Source organism: Microbacterium sp. M (genome assembly GCF_045181065.1).
Classification (GTDB): Bacteria; Actinomycetota; Actinomycetes; order Actinomycetales; family Microbacteriaceae; genus Microbacterium.
In genome coordinates, this window is sequence record NZ_CP173721.1 from 922312 (window position 1) to 940072 (window position 17761).

10 protein-coding genes, 1 tRNA gene and 2 rRNA genes are annotated in these 17761 nt (G+C 63.7%); 10 read left to right on the forward strand and 3 right to left on the reverse strand.

Features of this window, described 5'->3' with window-relative positions:
- Positions 1-32: 32 nt before the first annotated feature.
- Both ACI7YT_RS04280 and poxB read left to right on the forward strand, forming a co-directional pair.
- Positions 33-1457, forward strand: coding sequence for a GntP family transporter (locus ACI7YT_RS04280; protein WP_406249241.1), 1425 nt, complete (start codon positions 33-35; stop codon positions 1455-1457).
- Between the two features lie 73 nt (positions 1458-1530).
- Positions 1531-3255 (forward strand): ubiquinone-dependent pyruvate dehydrogenase, encoded by a 1725-nt coding sequence (gene poxB / locus ACI7YT_RS04285; protein ID WP_406249242.1) that lies wholly within the window; start codon positions 1531-1533, stop codon positions 3253-3255.
- 31 nt (positions 3256-3286) lie between these two features.
- On the opposite strand, the gene ACI7YT_RS04290 is transcribed toward poxB, so the two are convergent.
- Together ACI7YT_RS04290 and ACI7YT_RS04295 are read right to left on the reverse strand one after the other, a co-directional pair.
- Positions 3287-6085 carry a tetratricopeptide repeat protein gene (locus ACI7YT_RS04290; RefSeq protein WP_406249243.1) on the reverse strand — a complete coding sequence of 933 codons (2799 nt, stop codon included), beginning with the start codon at positions 6083-6085 and terminating at the stop codon, positions 3287-3289.
- Between the two features lie 26 nt (positions 6086-6111).
- A complete protein-coding gene (locus tag ACI7YT_RS04295) occupies positions 6112-7929 on the reverse strand; it encodes an HSP90 family protein (RefSeq protein ID WP_406249244.1) in 1818 nt (605 codons plus the stop codon).
- 154 nt (positions 7930-8083) lie between these two features.
- Between ACI7YT_RS04295 and ACI7YT_RS04300 the strand changes: the two genes are divergently transcribed.
- The 3 genes from ACI7YT_RS04300 to nusG all read left to right on the forward strand — a co-directional run bounded on the left by ACI7YT_RS04300 (position 8084) and on the right by nusG (position 9533).
- Positions 8084-8156: transfer RNA gene (locus ACI7YT_RS04300), tRNA-Trp, on the forward strand.
- A gap of 40 nt (positions 8157-8196) precedes the next feature.
- Positions 8197-8460 carry a preprotein translocase subunit SecE gene (gene secE, locus ACI7YT_RS04305; RefSeq protein WP_376180731.1) on the forward strand — a complete coding sequence of 88 codons (264 nt, stop codon included), beginning with the start codon at positions 8197-8199 and terminating at the stop codon, positions 8458-8460.
- 47 nt (positions 8461-8507) lie between these two features.
- Positions 8508-9533, forward strand: a complete 1026-nt coding sequence (gene nusG / locus ACI7YT_RS04310) for a transcription termination/antitermination protein NusG (protein WP_406249245.1) — start codon at positions 8508-8510, stop codon at positions 9531-9533.
- Between the two features lie 65 nt (positions 9534-9598).
- Here the strand turns inward: nusG and ACI7YT_RS04315 are convergent, their stop codons facing one another.
- Positions 9599-9997 carry a VOC family protein gene (locus ACI7YT_RS04315; protein WP_406249246.1) on the reverse strand — a complete coding sequence of 133 codons (399 nt, stop codon included), beginning with the start codon at positions 9995-9997 and terminating at the stop codon, positions 9599-9601.
- 104 nt (positions 9998-10101) lie between these two features.
- Between ACI7YT_RS04315 and ACI7YT_RS04320 the strand changes: the two genes are divergently transcribed.
- The 5 genes from ACI7YT_RS04320 (at position 10102) to ACI7YT_RS04340 (ending at position 17756) form a co-directional block, all read left to right on the forward strand.
- Complete coding sequence (locus ACI7YT_RS04320) at positions 10102-11061, forward strand: helix-turn-helix transcriptional regulator (protein ID WP_406249247.1); 960 nt, start codon at positions 10102-10104, stop codon at positions 11059-11061.
- A 140-nt stretch (positions 11062-11201) separates the two neighbouring features.
- Positions 11202-11633 carry a 50S ribosomal protein L11 gene (gene rplK / locus ACI7YT_RS04325; RefSeq protein WP_376180735.1) on the forward strand — a complete coding sequence of 144 codons (432 nt, stop codon included), beginning with the start codon at positions 11202-11204 and terminating at the stop codon, positions 11631-11633.
- An 11-nt stretch (positions 11634-11644) separates the two neighbouring features.
- Positions 11645-12334 (forward strand): 50S ribosomal protein L1, encoded by a 690-nt coding sequence (gene rplA / locus ACI7YT_RS04330; RefSeq protein WP_406249248.1) that lies wholly within the window; start codon positions 11645-11647, stop codon positions 12332-12334.
- A 730-nt stretch (positions 12335-13064) separates the two neighbouring features.
- Positions 13065-14616, forward strand: a 16S ribosomal RNA gene (locus tag ACI7YT_RS04335).
- A gap of 206 nt (positions 14617-14822) precedes the next feature.
- Positions 14823-17756: ribosomal RNA gene (locus ACI7YT_RS04340) — 23S ribosomal RNA — on the forward strand.
- Together the 16S and 23S rRNA genes form the textbook arrangement of a ribosomal RNA operon.
- Positions 17757-17761 lie beyond the last annotated feature (5 nt).

Sequence of the window (17761 nt, forward strand, 5' to 3'; positions counted from 1 at the left end):
GTACGGCGCATTCGCCGGAAAGAAGAGATTCGATGACGCTCCCTCTTCCCGCTCTGATCGCGATCGGAGTGGCAGGCCTCGCCCTGCTGCTCCTGCTGATCATCCGCTTCAAGATGCAGGCGTTCTACGCCCTCATCCTGGTCTCGATCGTGGTCGGCCTCGCGGCCGGACTGCCGATGACCACGATCCCCGCGACGGACACCGCTCCGGAGCAACTCGGCATCATCCAGGCGATCATCGCCGGCGTCGGAGGCACCCTCGGCTCCGTCGCCGTGCTCGTCGCGCTCGGCTCGATGCTCGGCAAGATCATCGAGCTGTCCGGCGGCGCCGAATCGCTCGCCGGCAAGTTCACGTCGTGGCTCGGCCCCAAGCGCGTCGGCATCGCCCTCGTGGCGGCCGCAGGCATCCTCGCCATCCCGGTGTTCTTCGATGCCGGATTCATCATCCTCGTGCCGATCATCTTCGCGTTCTCGAAGATCGCCGGGCTCAACCCGATCAGATTCGGGCTGCCGGTGGCGGGCATCATGCTGGCGGTTCACGTCGCCGTCCCTCCGCACCCCGGCATCGTCGGCGGTGCGACCATCCTCGGCGCCGACATCGGCTGGGTGCTGATCTTCTCGCTGCTCATCTCGATCCCGCTCGCGGTGCTCTCGTATCTCGTGGCGAAGCTCATCAACCGACGCGAGTTCGCGATGATCGAGGCGACCAAGGAGATGTTCGACCGATTCGGATCCGAGGACTCATCACCCAACAGCGGGCTGCGCGAGGGCGAGAAGGCGCCGAGCGCCTACACGGTGCTGACGATCATCCTGCTGCCGCTCGTGCTGATCATGCTCGGCACGACCGTTGCGCCGGCCTTCGCCCCCGGCACGTTCTGGAACGGCTTCCTCTCGATGATCGGCCAGCCGATCTTCGCCCTCATGGTGGCGATCGCCGCCGCGATGTTCCTGCTCGGCGTACGCCGCGGCTGGTCGGGTGCCAAGCTCGGCGAGGTCATGGAATCCGCTCTCCCGAGTGCGGCCGTGATCATCCTCATCACGGGCGCCGGCGGTGCCTTCGGCCGCATCCTCACCGAGACCGGCATCGGCGGTGCCGTCGCCGAAGTCCTGGCCGGGACAGGGATGCCGCTGCTGCTGGCCGCCTTCCTCATCTCGCTCATCATGCGAGCGGCGCAGGGATCGGCCACCGTGGCGATCACGACGACGGCAGGGCTGCTGCTGCCGACGGTCGCGGTCCTCGGCCTCGACACGATCCACATCGCTCTCGTCGCCATCGCGATCGGTTACGGCGCACTGGGACTCAGCCACGTGAACGACTCCGGCTTCTGGGTGGTCACGCGCTATCTCGGCCTGTCGGTCAAGGACGGTCTGCGGACCTGGACCCCGCTCACGACCGTGCTCGGCATGGCAGGGTTCCTCCTCACCTGGCTGCTGTATGCCGTCATTCCGATGAGCTGATCCCGACGCGGATCGCACCCGCCGGCCGGTCGAGACCTCGATCGACCGGCGGGTGACGCGTATGGTCGGAGACATGGTCACCGTCGCCGAGAACATCGTCAAGACACTCCGCGCCAACGGGATCGAACGGGTCTACGGCATTCCGGGCGATTCCCTCAACGGCTTCACCGACGCCCTGCGCAAGGACGGCACGATCCGCTGGGTGCACGTGCGCCATGAGGAGACCGCAGCCTTCGCCGCCGCAGCGGATGCCGCCACCACCGGCGGACTCGCGGTCGTCGCCGGCTCCTGCGGGCCGGGCAACCTCCACCTCATCAACGGGCTCTACGACGCCAACCGTTCGCGTATGCCGGTGCTGGCGATTGCCGCCCATATTCCGACGACCGAGATCGGCACCGGCTACTTCCAGGAGACGCATCCGCAGGACGTCTTCCGTGAATGCAGCGTGTATGCCGAGTACGTAGCCGACCCGCGGCAGATGCCGCGTCTGCTCGAGATCGCCATGCGCAGCGCGATCGAGCAGCGCGGCGTCGCCGTGCTCGTGATTCCCGGCGACGTCGCGCTCGCCCACATCGAATCCGATCGGGCGACGGTGATCGAGCACGCCAGGCCGGTCGTCGTTCCGAGCGGGGACGAGCTGGAGAAGGCGGCCGCGCTGCTGAACGCCGCCCGCAGGGTGACGATCCTCGCCGGCGCCGGAGTCGAGGGTGCGCACGACGAGGTCATCGCGCTCGCCGATCGCCTCGGCGCGCCGATCGTGCACGCGCTCCGGGGCAAGGAGTTCATCGAGCACGACAATCCGTTCGACGTCGGGATGACCGGACTGCTCGGCTTCGCCTCCGGCTATCGGGCGATGGAGGCCGCGGATGCGATCCTCATCCTCGGCAGCGACTTCCCGTACGCGCAGTTCTACCCGGACGACGCCACCACGATCCAGGTCGACATCCGCGGGGCGCAGCTGGGCAAACGGCATCCGCTCGATCTGGGACTCGTCGGGGATGCCGGGCCGACAGCCGAGGCGCTCCTGCCGCGTCTCGCGGAGAAGACGGACCGTTCGCACCTGGACGACTCCGTCGAGCACTACCGCAGGACGCGCGCGAAGCTCGACGATCTCGCGGTGCCCTCACGCGGCAGGAACCCGATCCACCCGCAGTATCTCGCGCGACTGGTGAACGAGCACGCGGCGGACGACGCGATCTTCACGGCGGACGTCGGATCGCCGACCGTGTGGGCGGCCAGGTACCTGACGATGACCGCGGAAAGGCGCCTCATCGGCTCGTTCACGCACGGGTCGATGGCGAACGCCCTGCTGCACGGCATCGGCGCTCAGGCGTCGCACCCCGATCGCCAGGTCGTCGCACTCGCCGGTGACGGCGGACTCTCGATGATGCTCGGCGAACTCCTCACCCTCACGCAGAACCGGCTTCCCGTGAAGACGATCGTCGTCAACAACTCTTCGCTGAACTTCGTGGAGCTGGAGATGAAGGCGGCCGGATTCGTCACCTACGCCACGGATCTCGTCAATCCCGATTTCGCCGCTGTGGCCGGCGCGATGGGCATCTTCGCGCGTCGGGTCGAGCACAGCGATGACCTCGAGGATGCCGTGCGCGAGGTCCTCGACCACGACGGTCCTGCCCTGCTGGACGTGGTGACCGAGCGGCAGGAGCTGTCGATGCCGCCGGCGATCGAAGCTGCCCAGGTCAAGGGATTCGCGCTGTACGCGATCCGCACCGTCATGTCCGGACGCGGGGACGAACTGCTGGACCTGGCGCGCGCGAACTGGCGCCAACTGTTCTGAGGGCCCCGGCAGCGGGACCCTCAGAACGGGCTCACGCCTCCGCGATCGCGCGCGCCTCCGCGGCCTCGGCGACGCGACCGAGGGCCTCGAGGGCGTCGCCGAGCTCGAGAGCCGCCACCTGCCGCAGCGGCGGGATCTCCGCACCGTGCTCCAGCACGGTGCGATAGATCGCGAAGGCGTCCTCAGCGCGCTCGTTCCCGGCCAGCACGCGCGCGGCGAACAGCTCCGAACCGCCGGCGGCTCCGGCATCCCCGAGCGTCAGGAATCCGTCCGCTGCGGTGAGGGCCGCTGCGACCGCCTCATCCACACGCCCCAGGCTCGCGAACGCCCGGGCACGGGAGTCGGTGACGTCGGCCAGCAGCCAGCCGGCCTCGTGCTGCGTCGCCAGCGCTGCGACCTCGTCGAAAAGGGCGAATGCGCGCTCGTCCTGCTGTCCGGCGTACGCCTGCGCGAGGTTGTGCAGCACCTCGCTGAGGGCTCCGACGGCGTCCGGAGACCGCCGGACGATCTCGGCGGCGTTCTCGAGCAGCTCGATGGCGTCGTCGTGCTCCTCGAAGCGCGCGAGGATCTTCGCCTGCTCACTGAGAGCCATGGCCTGATCCGGCCCTTCATCGGCGGCGCCGAACAGCTCGGCGCCGTAGCCGAAGGCGCCGACGGCCTGGCCGAACTCACCGGATGCCGCCAGTGCACGGGCGAGCATCATGACCGTCATGGCGCGCGATCCCTCGGGGACCTCGGCCTCCTCCTCGCGCCGCAGCACGTCGCCGAAGAGCTCGGCCGCCTCCGCGGCGTCACCGGCCGAGAGCATGGCCCTGGCCAGGCGGAAGTCGATGCCGGACAGATCGCCGCCCTCGCGGCCGACGAGGTGAGCGGCGGTCCGGTAGCGGGTCACGGCCTTGTCGGCGTCGCCCGCGTCCTCCCAGAGCGCGCCGGCGAGCATGTGGGTCGCTGCCAGGGCGCCGTCGGCACCGAGCGCGGCGAGCAGACGGCATGTCTCATCCGCGTCCGTCGCGCCGGCGGCGAAGTCGCCCTGACCGCCGCGGATGCGGGCGCGGATCTCGAGGGCGCGAGCGCGGTGCCCCGCACCGAGGTTCTCCTCGGCGAGCAGACGGTCGAGGTGTCCGAGGGCACGCTCGAGGCGCTCGCTCTGCAGCAGCGCGAAGATCGCCAGCAGGCTCGTGGCGTGCACGTGGCGCGCATCGTCGGCCTCGGCGAACGCCCGGTGGGCCCGCTCTGCGACGTCGAGCGCGGCGTCGTACTCCTCCGTCTTCAGATGCAGTGAGGCGCGGCTGATCGCCAGGTCCCCGCGCGAACGGGGCGGCAGGGCGGCATCGTCGGCCAGTTCGCGATCGAGCGCGGCCACGGCTTCGGCCGCGGCGTCGCCGAACGTCGCCAGTTGAAGGCGCTCCTCCAGATCGGCCTGCGCGTCGTCGCCGGCCACACGAAGAGCGGCGATGCGCTCTGGCAGCACCGCTCGCGCCTCCTCAAGACGTTCTCCGGCGACGAGGACCGCGACACGCACCGAATGCAGGCGCGCCTGCTTCTCGGCATCCGTCACGCCGAAGGCATGCGGCAGAGCAGCCATCGTCTCGGCCTCTGCACCATAGTCGGCGAGCTCGACCACGCGATCGAACCAGGCGTCGGCATCCGCGGGGAACGCGGCCGAGACCGGCTCGACGAAGGCATCGGAGCGGATCGGGACATCGAAGCCCGTGTCGGCGAGACCGCGCAGACGGCGCAGCCGGTCGGCGTGCGCGTCGCCGCCGTCGCGTGCATCGAACTCGGCGCCGATGCGCTCGGCCGCGGCCCAGCTGGCGGCGGCCAGCTCGGCGGCCGACCAGACACCATCGTGCTCGCCGAAGAACGGCACCAGCCCGGCGGCATCCGCACCGCGCACCGGAGTCGCGCCGTGCCCAGCCGCCGAGACGCGGTCCAGCGCGAACGCGAAAGCACCGAGCGCGGTGAAGTGGGCATCCACGTTCAGGCCGTCGTGTGCGAGCCAGCCCAGGTGGCGCTCGACCAGCGACAGGGCGCGGGCCTCGTTGCCGCTCACGGCGCAGAAGACGATGTTGTTCGCGACGATCGTGAGATTGTCGGGGTTGTCCTTGGCGAGGCGGTAGCTGCGCAGGTGCGCCGTCTTGGCCTCGTCGAAGCGATCCGCACGCAGATACGGCAGCAGAACGCGCGAGAGAGCGTGCTCCGGCTCCTCGCCGCAGGAGAAGCCGCCCTCGATCATCTCCTCGACCAGACGGATCGCCTCGGCATCCCGATCGGTGTCGACGAAGAATCCGGCCACCTGGCTGCGGCTGCAGGCATCGCAATGGCTGTGCTCGTCGCGCGGAGTGGCCTCCAGCTGCACGCGCAGCCGCTCGGCGTCCTCGGTGCGACCGGCGTCCCAGGCGTCCTCGAAGCGCGCGGTGAGCACCCCGCTCATGCCGAGACCGGCCTGGCGGTAGTGCGCCTCCATATCGTCGAGCACGGCGGTGATCTGGTCCTGCGAGAACGCGGGGGAGGAGCGCAGCGCCGAGGCCATCCACTTGAACTGCCACATCAGGTCGGCGCCGCCGTTGTCGATGTCGGCGGGGAACCGCGTCGGGTCGGCGTCGTGCCGTGCCAGGCACCACGCGAAGGAGTTCAGCATCACGTCGGTCGCGCCGCCCATGTTCGCCGAGGCGGTCTGGCGCATCCTGGCCTGGTACTCGAGGCGGTCGTCGCCGATCTCCTGCGCCAGCGTCACCGCCTGAGCGACGAGCGCCTGCTCTGCGGGCCCCCAGGGCGTGCTGTCGATCTCTTCGAGGAGCTGCTGGAACTGCTTCTTGGGACGTGCCATGGGGAATCCTTCTGCGGCGGCGGTGGTCAGCGGGGGTCGTCGATCGTGTCGACGTCGAGCCCGGCGGAGAGCGAGACGAGGTCCGCGAGTGCGGTGGTCATGAGCGCGCGATCGGCATCCGAGAGCGGGTGGTGGCCCGCCAGCAGCGCCTGGATGTAGAGCAGCTGCACCGTGCGGGAGAACACGGCGTCGTCGCGGACGCCGATCAGCGAGCGGACCACGCGGTTGGACCAGTTCAGGCACAACCGGGCGCTCAGATCGTCCTCTCGGCCGGCGGCGAGGGTGTCGTCGATGCGGGCGAGCACGCCGCCCCACAGGGCTCCGGTGATCCCCTTGGTCCGGCTGCGGTCCAGCGAACGCAGCACCTCCGGGTCCGCGACGTACAGACCGGGGAGCTCAGGTCGGTCGATCGATCGCACCACGACGGAGCAATCGGATGCCGCGAGCACGGCGCCTGCCCGATCCTCGAGCGCGACCGCGGCCGCGCGATCGTCCAGCGGCGGCGGGTCGAGGCGGTCGAGTTCGCCCGTGACGTCGACCTTCTCGACGGTCACGTGCGGGTACAGGTCGGGGATCATGCGGATGAGATCCGCGTCGTACAGGTAGCCGCCGTTGACGAGAACCTCGGCGCTCGGGGAGATCCCGGCGACCTGTCGGAACTCGTCGACCGTCTGCGCGTACCGCAGGTGGCCGAACCGCTCGACGAGGTCGCCGATGCGGATGCTTCCGTGCGTGGTCTCGACGGTCAGCCAGCGCGTGATGAAGGCGGCGAGCTCCTCGTCGTGGCGGACCAGCGACTTGAGCCCGACTTCGTGGATCGCCACGAACTGCGCCAGGCGATGCGGTTCGCGAAGACCCAGCTCGAGGATCCAGCGCCGGATGCCGGCGCCGAGCTGCTCCCGGACGCGTTCCAGCGCGGCATCCTCGACAAGGGACTCGCGACTGGCCGTCGGCGCGAGACCGGTGGAGTCGACGACGGCCCTGACGAAGAACGCCCAATCCGGCAGGACGTCGTCGGCTCGTTCGGACAGCAGCATCCGGCCCAGGTACATGCGGGTCGCCTGGCGGGAGCCGGGAGGGGGAGCGAACGGAAGCACGTAGGCGAGGCCACGCGTACCGGTGGCGGGCTCCGACAGCTCGATGACATCCAGCGGTGAGGATCCCAGCAGATCCCTGCCGTACTGCACCGCGGCATCCGGATCGCTCGCAGCGTCCAGGAACGGGGCCGGGCGGGTGATGTCGACGTCGCCGCCCTCGGTTTCGAGCACGACCCGCACCGGCAGGAACTCGCCGAAGACGGTCGCCAGCTCGCGCACGGCGGCCGGACGCAGCAGATCGTCGGTGTCGAAGCGCGGGATCAGGTGCACGCTCGTGCCGATCGGGAGCTCCTCGTCGAGTTCGGCGACCTGGAAGGTGCCGTCCGCGCTGCCCGTCCACTCGACGCTCGCGCCGCCGCGCGCGCTGCGCGAGCGGATCACGATGGTGTCGGCGACCATGAAGCAGCTGAGCAGGCCGATTCCGAACTGTCCGAGGTAGTCGCTGCGTGGAAGATCGAAGATGTCGCGCTTGGAGCTGCGCCCGACGGTCGCCAGGAGCTCGGCCACCTCGGTCGCGGTCAGTCCGACGCCGTCGTCGCGCAGGACGAACTCGCCGGATGCCTCGGTGAGCGGGGTGATGCGGATCGTGCCGCCGGCACCGTCGACCTCCGAGCGCGCCGTGATGGCGTCACGCGCATTCTGGAGGAGCTCGCGCAGATAGACGCGCGGACTCGAATAGATGTGCCTGCTCAGCAGATCCACGACACCCCGCAGATCGACCTGGAACTGCTGGATCTCCCCGTGCAAAGCGCCCTCCCTCGACCGACTGACGAGCCTAACAGGCGGGCCTCGGTTCGCCGCGGCCCGCAGGATGCCCTACACTGGTGAGGCAGTTGTCTGCATTGTTTCGCCGTGCCCACGGGTGCAGAAGCGATGCGGATCCAGGGGCCACACGGTCTCTAGGGCGGTAGCTCAATTGGCAGAGCAGCGGTCTCCAAAACCGCAGGTTGCAGGTTCGATTCCTGTCCGCCCTGCGCGTCAGCGCCACGCTGGCACACGAAAGGTACATTCAGGATGGATCAGGACGAACCGCGCGGCGAAGTCGTCGCGGCAGGCGGCGCAGCCAGTGTCAAGAAGCTCGGCTTCTTCGGCCGTATCGCGCTGTTCTTCCGTCAGGTCATCGGTGAACTCCGCAAGGTCGTCACACCGACGCGCAAGGAGCTTTTCAAGTTCACCGGTGTGGTCCTCGTCTTCGTGGTGATCGTGATGGCTTTCGTCTACGGCCTGGACACCGCCTTCTCGTGGCTGACGGCTCAGGTCTTCGGGGTTCCGCAGTAAGAGCCCCAATCCCGCGGCTCGCGCCGCAGTGAATGGAAAGAATAAACGTGTCTGAACGATATTCCGACGACGCCGACTGGGCGACCGCGGCGGAGCAGTCCAGCGAGGACGACGAAGCGCAGGAGGGCAGCGTCCTCTCCGCTCAGGAGGCCTCCGTCGCTCCGGCCGAGCATGTCGCCCTGCATGTCGAGGGCGATGACCAGGAGGACGACGACACGGATGACGACATCGACATCGACGACCCGGAGGCGGACGCGATCGTGAACGACGCTCTCAACTTGGATGAAGCAGCCGAATCAGAGGCAGCGGCCGAGGTCATCAACGATTCGGTTGCCGAAGAGGTTGCCGACCGCGAGGCGGCCGAGGCCGACGAGGTCGGTCCCTACGACGGCCCGGACGTGAACGGCGACGAAGACGGCGCCGCCGACAGCGAGGACAGCGACGAGGAGGCGGACCCCTACGAGGAGTTCCGTCTCGACCTGCGGATGCTGCCGGGCAAGTGGTACGTCATCCACTCCTACGCCGGTTTCGAGCGCAAGGTGAAGGCCAACATCGAGCAGCGCAAGTCGACGCTCGAGGTCGAGGATGACATCTACCAGGTCGAGGTCCCGATGGAGGACGTCGTCGAGATCAAGAACGGCCAGCGCAAGATGGTCACCCGCGTGCGCATCCCCGGCTACGTGCTGGTGCGCATGGAGCTCAACGAGGACACCTGGTCCGTCGTCCGCCACACGCCCGGTGTCACCGGCTTCGTGGGCAACGCCCACAACCCGACGCCGCTGCGTTTCGAAGAGGCCTTCAACATGCTGAAGTCGCTCGTCGAGGTCAAGGACGTCCCGACCGCGAAGAACGTCCAGTCGAAGGGCGGCGTGGCCGTCGCTCGTCCGGTCGCCGCCGAGGTCGACTTCGAGATCGGCGAGACCATCACGATCAAGGAGGGTTCGTTCGCGGGTCTTCCCGGTTCGATCAGCGAGATCAAGCCCGAGAGCGGCAAGCTCACGGTGCTCGTCTCCCTCTTCGAGCGCGAGACCCCGGTCGAGCTGTCGTTCGACCAGGTCACCAAGATGATCTGACACCCGCTCTCACAGGAACGGCCGCCCCGATGGGGCGGCCGTTCTCGTATGCGGGCGGATGCCGGTCAGTCGTCGTGCTGGGCCGCCCAGTGGGGGCTCTGGATCAGTCCGATCAGATTGCCGAACGGGTCGCTGACCGATGCCGACCACCAGCCCTCACCGCGCTGCGTGACAGGGTCGAACGTCGTCGCGCCGAGTCCGATCAGGCGATCGACGCTCGCCTGGATGTCATCGACATGCATGCTGACCAGTGCGCCACCCGGCTGCGCGAGCGCGGGGCGGAATCGGGCGTCCATGAGAGCGAATTCGTCCTCGTCGTCGCCGAACCGCCATTCGGCGTAGTGCGAGGGGCCCTGCTCAGGCCGAACGAAGTACGGCGCCGAATCGAACACCGTGCTGTACCAGGCGACGGCGGCCGGCATGTCCTCGGCGACGAGGTTGAGATTGGCGAGTCCTCGGAACATCTGTCTCTTCTCCTTGTTCGTGGGTGTTTCTTCTATGCTCGACGGTGAAGTGATCACCAACTGATCACTTCAGAAAAGCGAGTTCCGACATCCGTGCCGACCGATTGATCCAGGCGCTGCTCCTGCTGCAGGGGCGTCCGCAGATCACCGCCGCCGAGCTGGCGGCTGAACTCGAGGTCTCCGTGCCCACCGCCCGCCGTGATCTCGAGGCTCTCGCGATGTCCGGCATCCCGATCTACCCGACTCGAGGGCGAGGAGGCGGCTGGCGTCTGATCGGCGGCGCGCGCACCGACCTGACCGGGCTCACCGAGGGCGAGGCGACCGCTCTCCTGATCGCGATCGCGCAGAGCACCGGATCCGACCCCGAGCGCGTCGCCGCGATTCGCAAGTTCGTCCGTGCGGTGCCCGCCTCGTTCCGGGACGGTGTCCAGCGTGTGGCTGCGGCGACCGTGCGGGACGTGCCGTGGGGAGAAGTGGACGACCCCGCGACAGCGGCGACGCTCGCGGAGCTCCAGCGCGCGATCGCACGGATGCGCCAGGTGCGGATCGAATACGACGGATCGCACGGCCTGGCGGAGGCCGACACCGTTCCGCTCGTCGTCGGCAGCCGCGGATCGACGTGGTACCTGCTCGCGGCGCCCCCGCTGGATGACGGAACGGCCGACCCTGCCCGGATTCGGACGTACCGGATCGATCGGGTCCGCGCACTGCAGACCCTTCCCCTCCGCGGCGCGGCGCCGGCGGACTTCGACAGCGGTCGCGCGTGGTCGGAGATGGTCCAGCGCGTCGAGGACATGCGTGGCACGGTGCGCGCCGTGGTGCGTGTTCAGCCCTGGGCGGTCCGCGCGCTGTGCGACCGCTTCGGAGCCCAGGCGCGGATGCGGGCACCGGATGCCGAGGGGGCCGCCCTCGTCGAGGTGAGTGCGCACACCATCGACGCACTGGCGGAGCAACTGGCCGGCTGGACCGGAGCCGCCGAAGTCGTCGAGCCTCCGGAGGTGCGCAAAGCGCTGCAGACGCTGGGGGAGCGGATCGCCGCACTCTACGCGGCTGACGTCGGGTGAGCACGGCACTCGATCCGATCAGGTAGACTTGGCTGGTTTGTGCGCCGCTTCGGCGTGCGCGCAGACGACCACGACCCGGAGATGCCGGGCCTGTGGGAGAAACGGATGCCCAGGCATCCGATTCGATGAAAGGAAAGAGAATGGCACCGAAGAAGAAGGTGACCGGCCTGATCAAGCTTCAGATCAACGCCGGTGCAGCCAACCCGGCGCCGCCGATCGGCCCCGCGCTCGGTCAGCATGGCGTCAACATCATGGAGTTCTGCAAGGCGTACAACGCCGCGACCGAGTCGCAGCGCGGCAACGTCATCCCCGTGGAGATCACCGTCTACGAGGACCGCAGCTTCACGTTCATCCTGAAGACCCCGCCGGCTGCGGAGCTCATCAAGAAGGCCGCCGGTCTTCAGAAGGGCTCGTCCACGCCGCACACGGTCAAGGTCGGCAAGATCACGAAGGACCAGGTCCGTCAGATCGCCGAGACCAAGCAGGCTGACCTCAACGCGAACGACATCGAGGCCGCCTCGAAGATCATCGCCGGCACCGCCCGCTCCATGGGCATCACGGTCGAGGGCTGAGGAGAATAATCATGGCTACCAAGTCCAAGGCTTACCAGGCTGCCGCCGAGAAGATCGAGGCAGACCGTTTCTACACTCCCGCTGAGGCTGTCGCCCTGGCCAAGGAGACCGGCTCGGCGAAGTTCGACTCGACCGTCGAGGTCGCGCTCAAGCTCGCAGTCGACCCCCGCAAGGCGGACCAGATGGTGCGCGGCACCGTCATCCTGCCGCACGGCACCGGAAAGACCGCCCGTGTCATCGTGTTCGCCACCGGCCCGGCGGCCGAGGCTGCGATCGCGGCCGGCGCTGATGAGGTCGGCGGCGCCGAGCTCATCCAGAAGGTCGCCGACGGGTGGACCAACTTCGATGCTGCCGTCTCCACGCCCGAGCTCATGGGCCAGGTCGGTCGACTGGGCAAGGTGCTGGGTCCGCGTGGCCTGATGCCGAACCCGAAGACCGGAACGGTCACGCCGAACCCGGCCAAGGCCGTCGAGGACATCAAGGGCGGAAAGATCGAGTTCCGTGTCGACAAGCACGCCAACGTGCACTTCGTCGTCGGCAAGGCGTCGTTCACCTCCGAGCAGCTCAACGAGAACATCGGTGCAGCGCTCGAGGAGATCGTGCGTCTGAAGCCGTCGAGCGCGAAGGGCCGCTACATCCAGAAGGGTGCGGTGTCGACCACGTTCGGCCCCGGCATCCCGCTGGACGTCAACGCCATCTGAGTCGACGACTCGCTTCTTCGAAGGGCCTCCGCTCCGGCGGGGGCCCTTCGTCGTACCCGGTGGGTGCCGGCGAGGGCGGGATATGGATGCCGTCGGCCCGCGGAATCCGGCGCGACACGCCATGGGAGAGCCCGGATTTGCCCGGCCCCCGGATCCCGCGTAAGTTATTACTTGTTCGCCCCACAGGGAAGCGGAAAGGCCGAGAGCCTCACCCCCCTCAAGCGGAGAACCACCCCCGATTCCTTCTCACTCTTGAGAGTCAGGACGTTCGCGTCTAGGATGGGGGATCCACCTCGTGGTACGCAGTCACCGGCTGCGCAGCGGATCTTCGATCCTCAAGCGCCGATTTGACAGGCACCGCGAAACGGATAAGCTAGAGAAGTTGTCTCGAAGCTCTAAAGCTTCGCTTCATCACCTCTGGTTCTGGGCCGCACAGCATGTCGATTTGACAAGCTGAACGGCACGGATAAGATAGAGAAGTTGCCCTTCGGGCCTGGTCGTGAGGCTGGGTCGGGGGAGCGTCTGATCCTTGAGAACTCAACAGCGTGCACTTGTCAAATGCCAAATTATCCTTGTCTCCATTTCGGTGGGGGTGAGAATTCCTTTGGATCAAAGACCAACCTTCTTTGTTGGGGGTTGGCATTCGGATGAAGTCAGTTGATTTTGTCTCTTTGGTCAGTTTCAAACTCGCTGCTGTCACGGTTTTCCCCGTGGTGGTATGCATTTCTTTTTTACGGAGAGTTTGATCCTGGCTCAGGATGAACGCTGGCGGCGTGCCTAATACATGCAAGTCGAACGGACTGAAGCAAAGCTTGCTTTGTGGATCAGTGGCGGACGGGTGAGTAACACGTGGGCAACCTGCCTGTAAGACTGGGATAACTTCGGGAAACCGGAGCTAATACCGGATAATCCTTTTCTACTCATGTAGAAAAGCTGAAAGACGGTTTACGCTGTCACTTACAGATGGGCCCGCGGCGCATTAGCTAGTTGGTGAGGTAACGGCTCACCAAGGCGACGATGCGTAGCCGACCTGAGAGGGTGATCGGCCACACTGGGACTGAGACACGGCCCAGACTCCTACGGGAGGCAGCAGTAGGGAATCTTCCGCAATGGACGAAAGTCTGACGGAGCAACGCCGCGTGAGTGATGAAGGTTTTCGGATCGTAAAACTCTGTTGTTAGGGAAGAACAAGTACGAGAGTAACTGCTCGTACCTTGACGGTACCTAACCAGAAAGCCACGGCTAACTACGTGCCAGCAGCCGCGGTAATACGTAGGTGGCAAGCGTTGTCCGGAATTATTGGGCGTAAAGCGCGCGCAGGCGGTCCTTTAAGTCTGATGTGAAAGCCCACGGCTCAACCGTGGAGGGTCATTGGAAACTGGGGGACTTGAGTGCAGAAGAGAAGAGTGGAATTCCACGTGTAGCGGTGAAATGCGTAGAGATGTGGAGGAACACCAGTGGCGAAGGCGACTCTTTGGTCTGTAACTGACGCTGAGGCGCGAAAGCGTGGGGAGCAAACAGGATTAGATACCCTGGTAGTCCACGCCGTAAACGATGAGTGCTAAGTGTTAGAGGGTTTCCGCCCTTTAGTGCTGCAGCAAACGCATTAAGCACTCCGCCTGGGGAGTACGGCCGCAAGGCTGAAACTCAAAGGAATTGACGGGGGCCCGCACAAGCGGTGGAGCATGTGGTTTAATTCGAAGCAACGCGAAGAACCTTACCAGGTCTTGACATCTCCTGACAATCCTAGAGATAGGACGTTCCCCTTCGGGGGACAGGATGACAGGTGGTGCATGGTTGTCGTCAGCTCGTGTCGTGAGATGTTGGGTTAAGTCCCGCAACGAGCGCAACCCTTGATCTTAGTTGCCAGCATTTAGTTGGGCACTCTAAGGTGACTGCCGGTGACAAACCGGAGGAAGGTGGGGATGACGTCAAATCATCATGCCCCTTATGACCTGGGCTACACACGTGCTACAATGGATGGTACAAAGGGCAGCAAAACCGCGAGGTCGAGCCAATCCCATAAAACCATTCTCAGTTCGGATTGTAGGCTGCAACTCGCCTACATGAAGCTGGAATCGCTAGTAATCGCGGATCAGCATGCCGCGGTGAATACGTTCCCGGGCCTTGTACACACCGCCCGTCACACCACGAGAGTTTGTAACACCCGAAGTCGGTGGGGTAACCCTTCTGGGAGCCAGCCGCCTAAGGTGGGATAGATGATTGGGGTGAAGTCGTAACAAGGTAGCCGTATCGGAAGGTGCGGCTGGATCACCTCCTTTCTAAGGAAAAATGGATTTATTCCATTCATAGATTGTTGACAGTTTGTTGTTCAGTTTTGAGGGAGCAATTCCTCATGATATAAAATTGTTCTTTGAAAACTAAATCATATAGAAGAAAAACCAAGATAAAACCGAGTAATCGCCATCTTAGATTCTCTATGTAAATAGAAGAATTAGGGTAAAGAGTAACATCTTTAGCCAAATCAAGTTAAGTTAGAAAGGGCGCACGGTGGATGCCTTGGCACTAGGAGCCGATGAAGGACGGGACTAACACCGATATGCTTCGGGGAGCTGTAAGTAAGCTTTGATCCGGAGATTTCCGAATGGGGAAACCCACTATCCGTAATGGGATAGTATCGTTACTTGAATACATAGAGTAACTGAAGGCAGACCCGGGGAACTGAAACATCTAAGTACCCGGAGGAAGAGAAAGCAAACGCGATTCCCTTAGTAGCGGCGAGCGAAACGGGATTAGCCCAAACCAAGAGGCTTGCCTCTTGGGGTTGTAGGACACTCTACATGGAGTTACAAAGGAACGGGGTAGATGAATAGGTCTGGAAAGGCCAGTCACAGAAGGTAAAAACCCTGTAGTCGAAACTTCGTTCCCTCCTGAGTGGATCCTGAGTACGGCGGGACACGAGAAATCCCGTCGGAAGCAGGGAGGACCATCTCCCAAGGCTAAATACTCCCTAGTGACCGATAGTGAACCAGTACCGTGAGGGAAAGGTGAAAAGCACCCCGGAAGGGGAGTGAAATAGATCCTGAAACCGTGTGCCTACAAGTAGTTAGAGCCCATTAATGGGTGATAGCGTGCCTTTTGTAGAATGAACCGGCGAGTTACGATTACATGCAAGGTTAAGTTGAAGAGACGGAGCCGCAGCGAAAGCGAGTCTGAATAGGGCGATAGAGTATGTGGTCGTAGACCCGAAACCAGGTGATCTACCCATGTCCAGGGTGAAGTCCAGGTAACACTGGATGGAGGCCCGAACCCACGCACGTTGAAAAGTGCGGGGATGAGGTGTGGGTAGCGGAGAAATTCCAATCGAACTTGGAGATAGCTGGTTCTCTCCGAAATAGCTTTAGGGCTAGCCTCAAGGTAAGAGTATTGGAGGTAGAGCACTGTTTGGACTAGGGGCCCCCATCGGGTTACCGAATTCAGACAAACTCCGAATGCCAAATACTTATCCTTGGGAGTCAGACTGCGAGTGATAAGATCCGTAGTCAAGAGGGAAACAGCCCAGACCACCAGCTAAGGTCCCAAAGTATACGTTAAGTGGAAAAGGATGTGGAGTTGCTTAGACAACCAGGATGTTGGCTTAGAAGCAGCCACCATTTAAAGAGTGCGTAATAGCTCACTGGTCGAGTGACTCTGCGCCGAAAATGTACCGGGGCTAAACGTATCACCGAAGCTGTGGATTGACATCTATGATGTCAGTGGTAGGAGAGCGTTCTAAGGGCGTTGAAGCTAGACCGTAAGGACTGGTGGAGCGCTTAGAAGTGAGAATGCCGGTATGAGTAGCGAAAGATGAGTGAGAATCTCATCCACCGAATGCCTAAGGTTTCCTGAGGAAGGCTCGTCCACTCAGGGTTAGTCGGGACCTAAGCCGAGGCTGAAGAGCGTAGGCGATGGACAACAGGTTGATATTCCTGTACCACCTTATGAATCGTTTGAGCGATGGGGGGACGCAGGAGGATAGGGTAAGCGTGCTGTTGGATTAGCACGTCCAAGCAGTTAGGCTGGTAATGAGGCAAATCCCATTACCGTGAAGGCGGAGCTGTGACGGCGAGGGAAATATAGTACCGAAGTTCCTGATTCCACACTGCCAAGAAAAGCCTCTAGCGAGATTCAAGGTGCCCGTACCGCAAACCGACACAGGTAGGCGAGGAGAGAATCCTAAGGTGAGCGAGAGAACTCTCGTTAAGGAACTCGGCAAAATGACCCCGTAACTTCGGGAGAAGGGGTGCTCTTTTGGGTGCAAGCCCGAGAGAGCCGCAGTGAATAGGCCCAGGCGACTGTTTAGCAAAAACACAGGTCTCTGCGAAGCCGTAAGGCGAAGTATAGGGGCTGACACCTGCCCGGTGCTGGAAGGTTAAGAGGAGGGGTTAGCGTTCGCGCGAAGCTCTGAATTGAAGCCCCAGTAAACGGCGGCCGTAACTATAACGGTCCTAAGGTAGCGAAATTCCTTGTCGGGTAAGTTCCGACCCGCACGAAAGGTGTAACGATCTGGGCACTGTCTCAACGAGAGACTCGGTGAAATTATAGTACCTGTGAAGATGCAGGTTACCCGCGACAGGACGGAAAGACCCCGTGGAGCTTTACTGTAGCCTGATATTGAATTTTGGTACAGCTTGTACAGGATAGGTAGGAGCCTTGGAAGCCGGAGCGCCAGCTTCGGTGGAGGCATTGGTGGGATACTACCCTGGCTGTATTGACATTCTAACCCGCACCCCTTATCGGGGTGGGAGACAGTGTCAGGTGGGCAGTTTGACTGGGGCGGTCGCCTCCTAAAAAGTAACGGAGGCGCCCAAAGGTTCCCTCAGAATGGTTGGAAATCATTCGTAGAGTGTAAAGGCACAAGGGAGCTTGACTGCGAGACCTACAAGTCGAGCAGGGACGAAAGTCGGGCTTAGTGATCCGGTGGTTCCGCATGGAAGGGCCATCGCTCAACGGATAAAAGCTACCCCGGGGATAACAGGCTTATCTCCCCCAAGAGTCCACATCGACGGGGAGGTTTGGCACCTCGATGTCGGCTCATCGCATCCTGGGGCTGTAGTCGGTCCCAAGGGTTGGGCTGTTCGCCCATTAAAGCGGTACGCGAGCTGGGTTCAGAACGTCGTGAGACAGTTCGGTCCCTATCCGTCGTGGGCGTAGGAAATTTGAGAGGAGCTGTCCTTAGTACGAGAGGACCGGGATGGACGCACCGCTGGTGTACCAGTTGTCTTGCCAAAGGCATAGCTGGGTAGCTATGTGCGGAAGGGATAAGTGCTGAAAGCATCTAAGCATGAAGCCCCCCTCGAGATGAGATTTCCATACCTTCGGGTGAGAGGCTCCCAGCCAGACTACTGGGTTGATAGGCCAGATGTGGAAGTGCGGCAACGCATGCAGCTGACTGGTACTAATAAGCCGATGACTTGATAACACTTC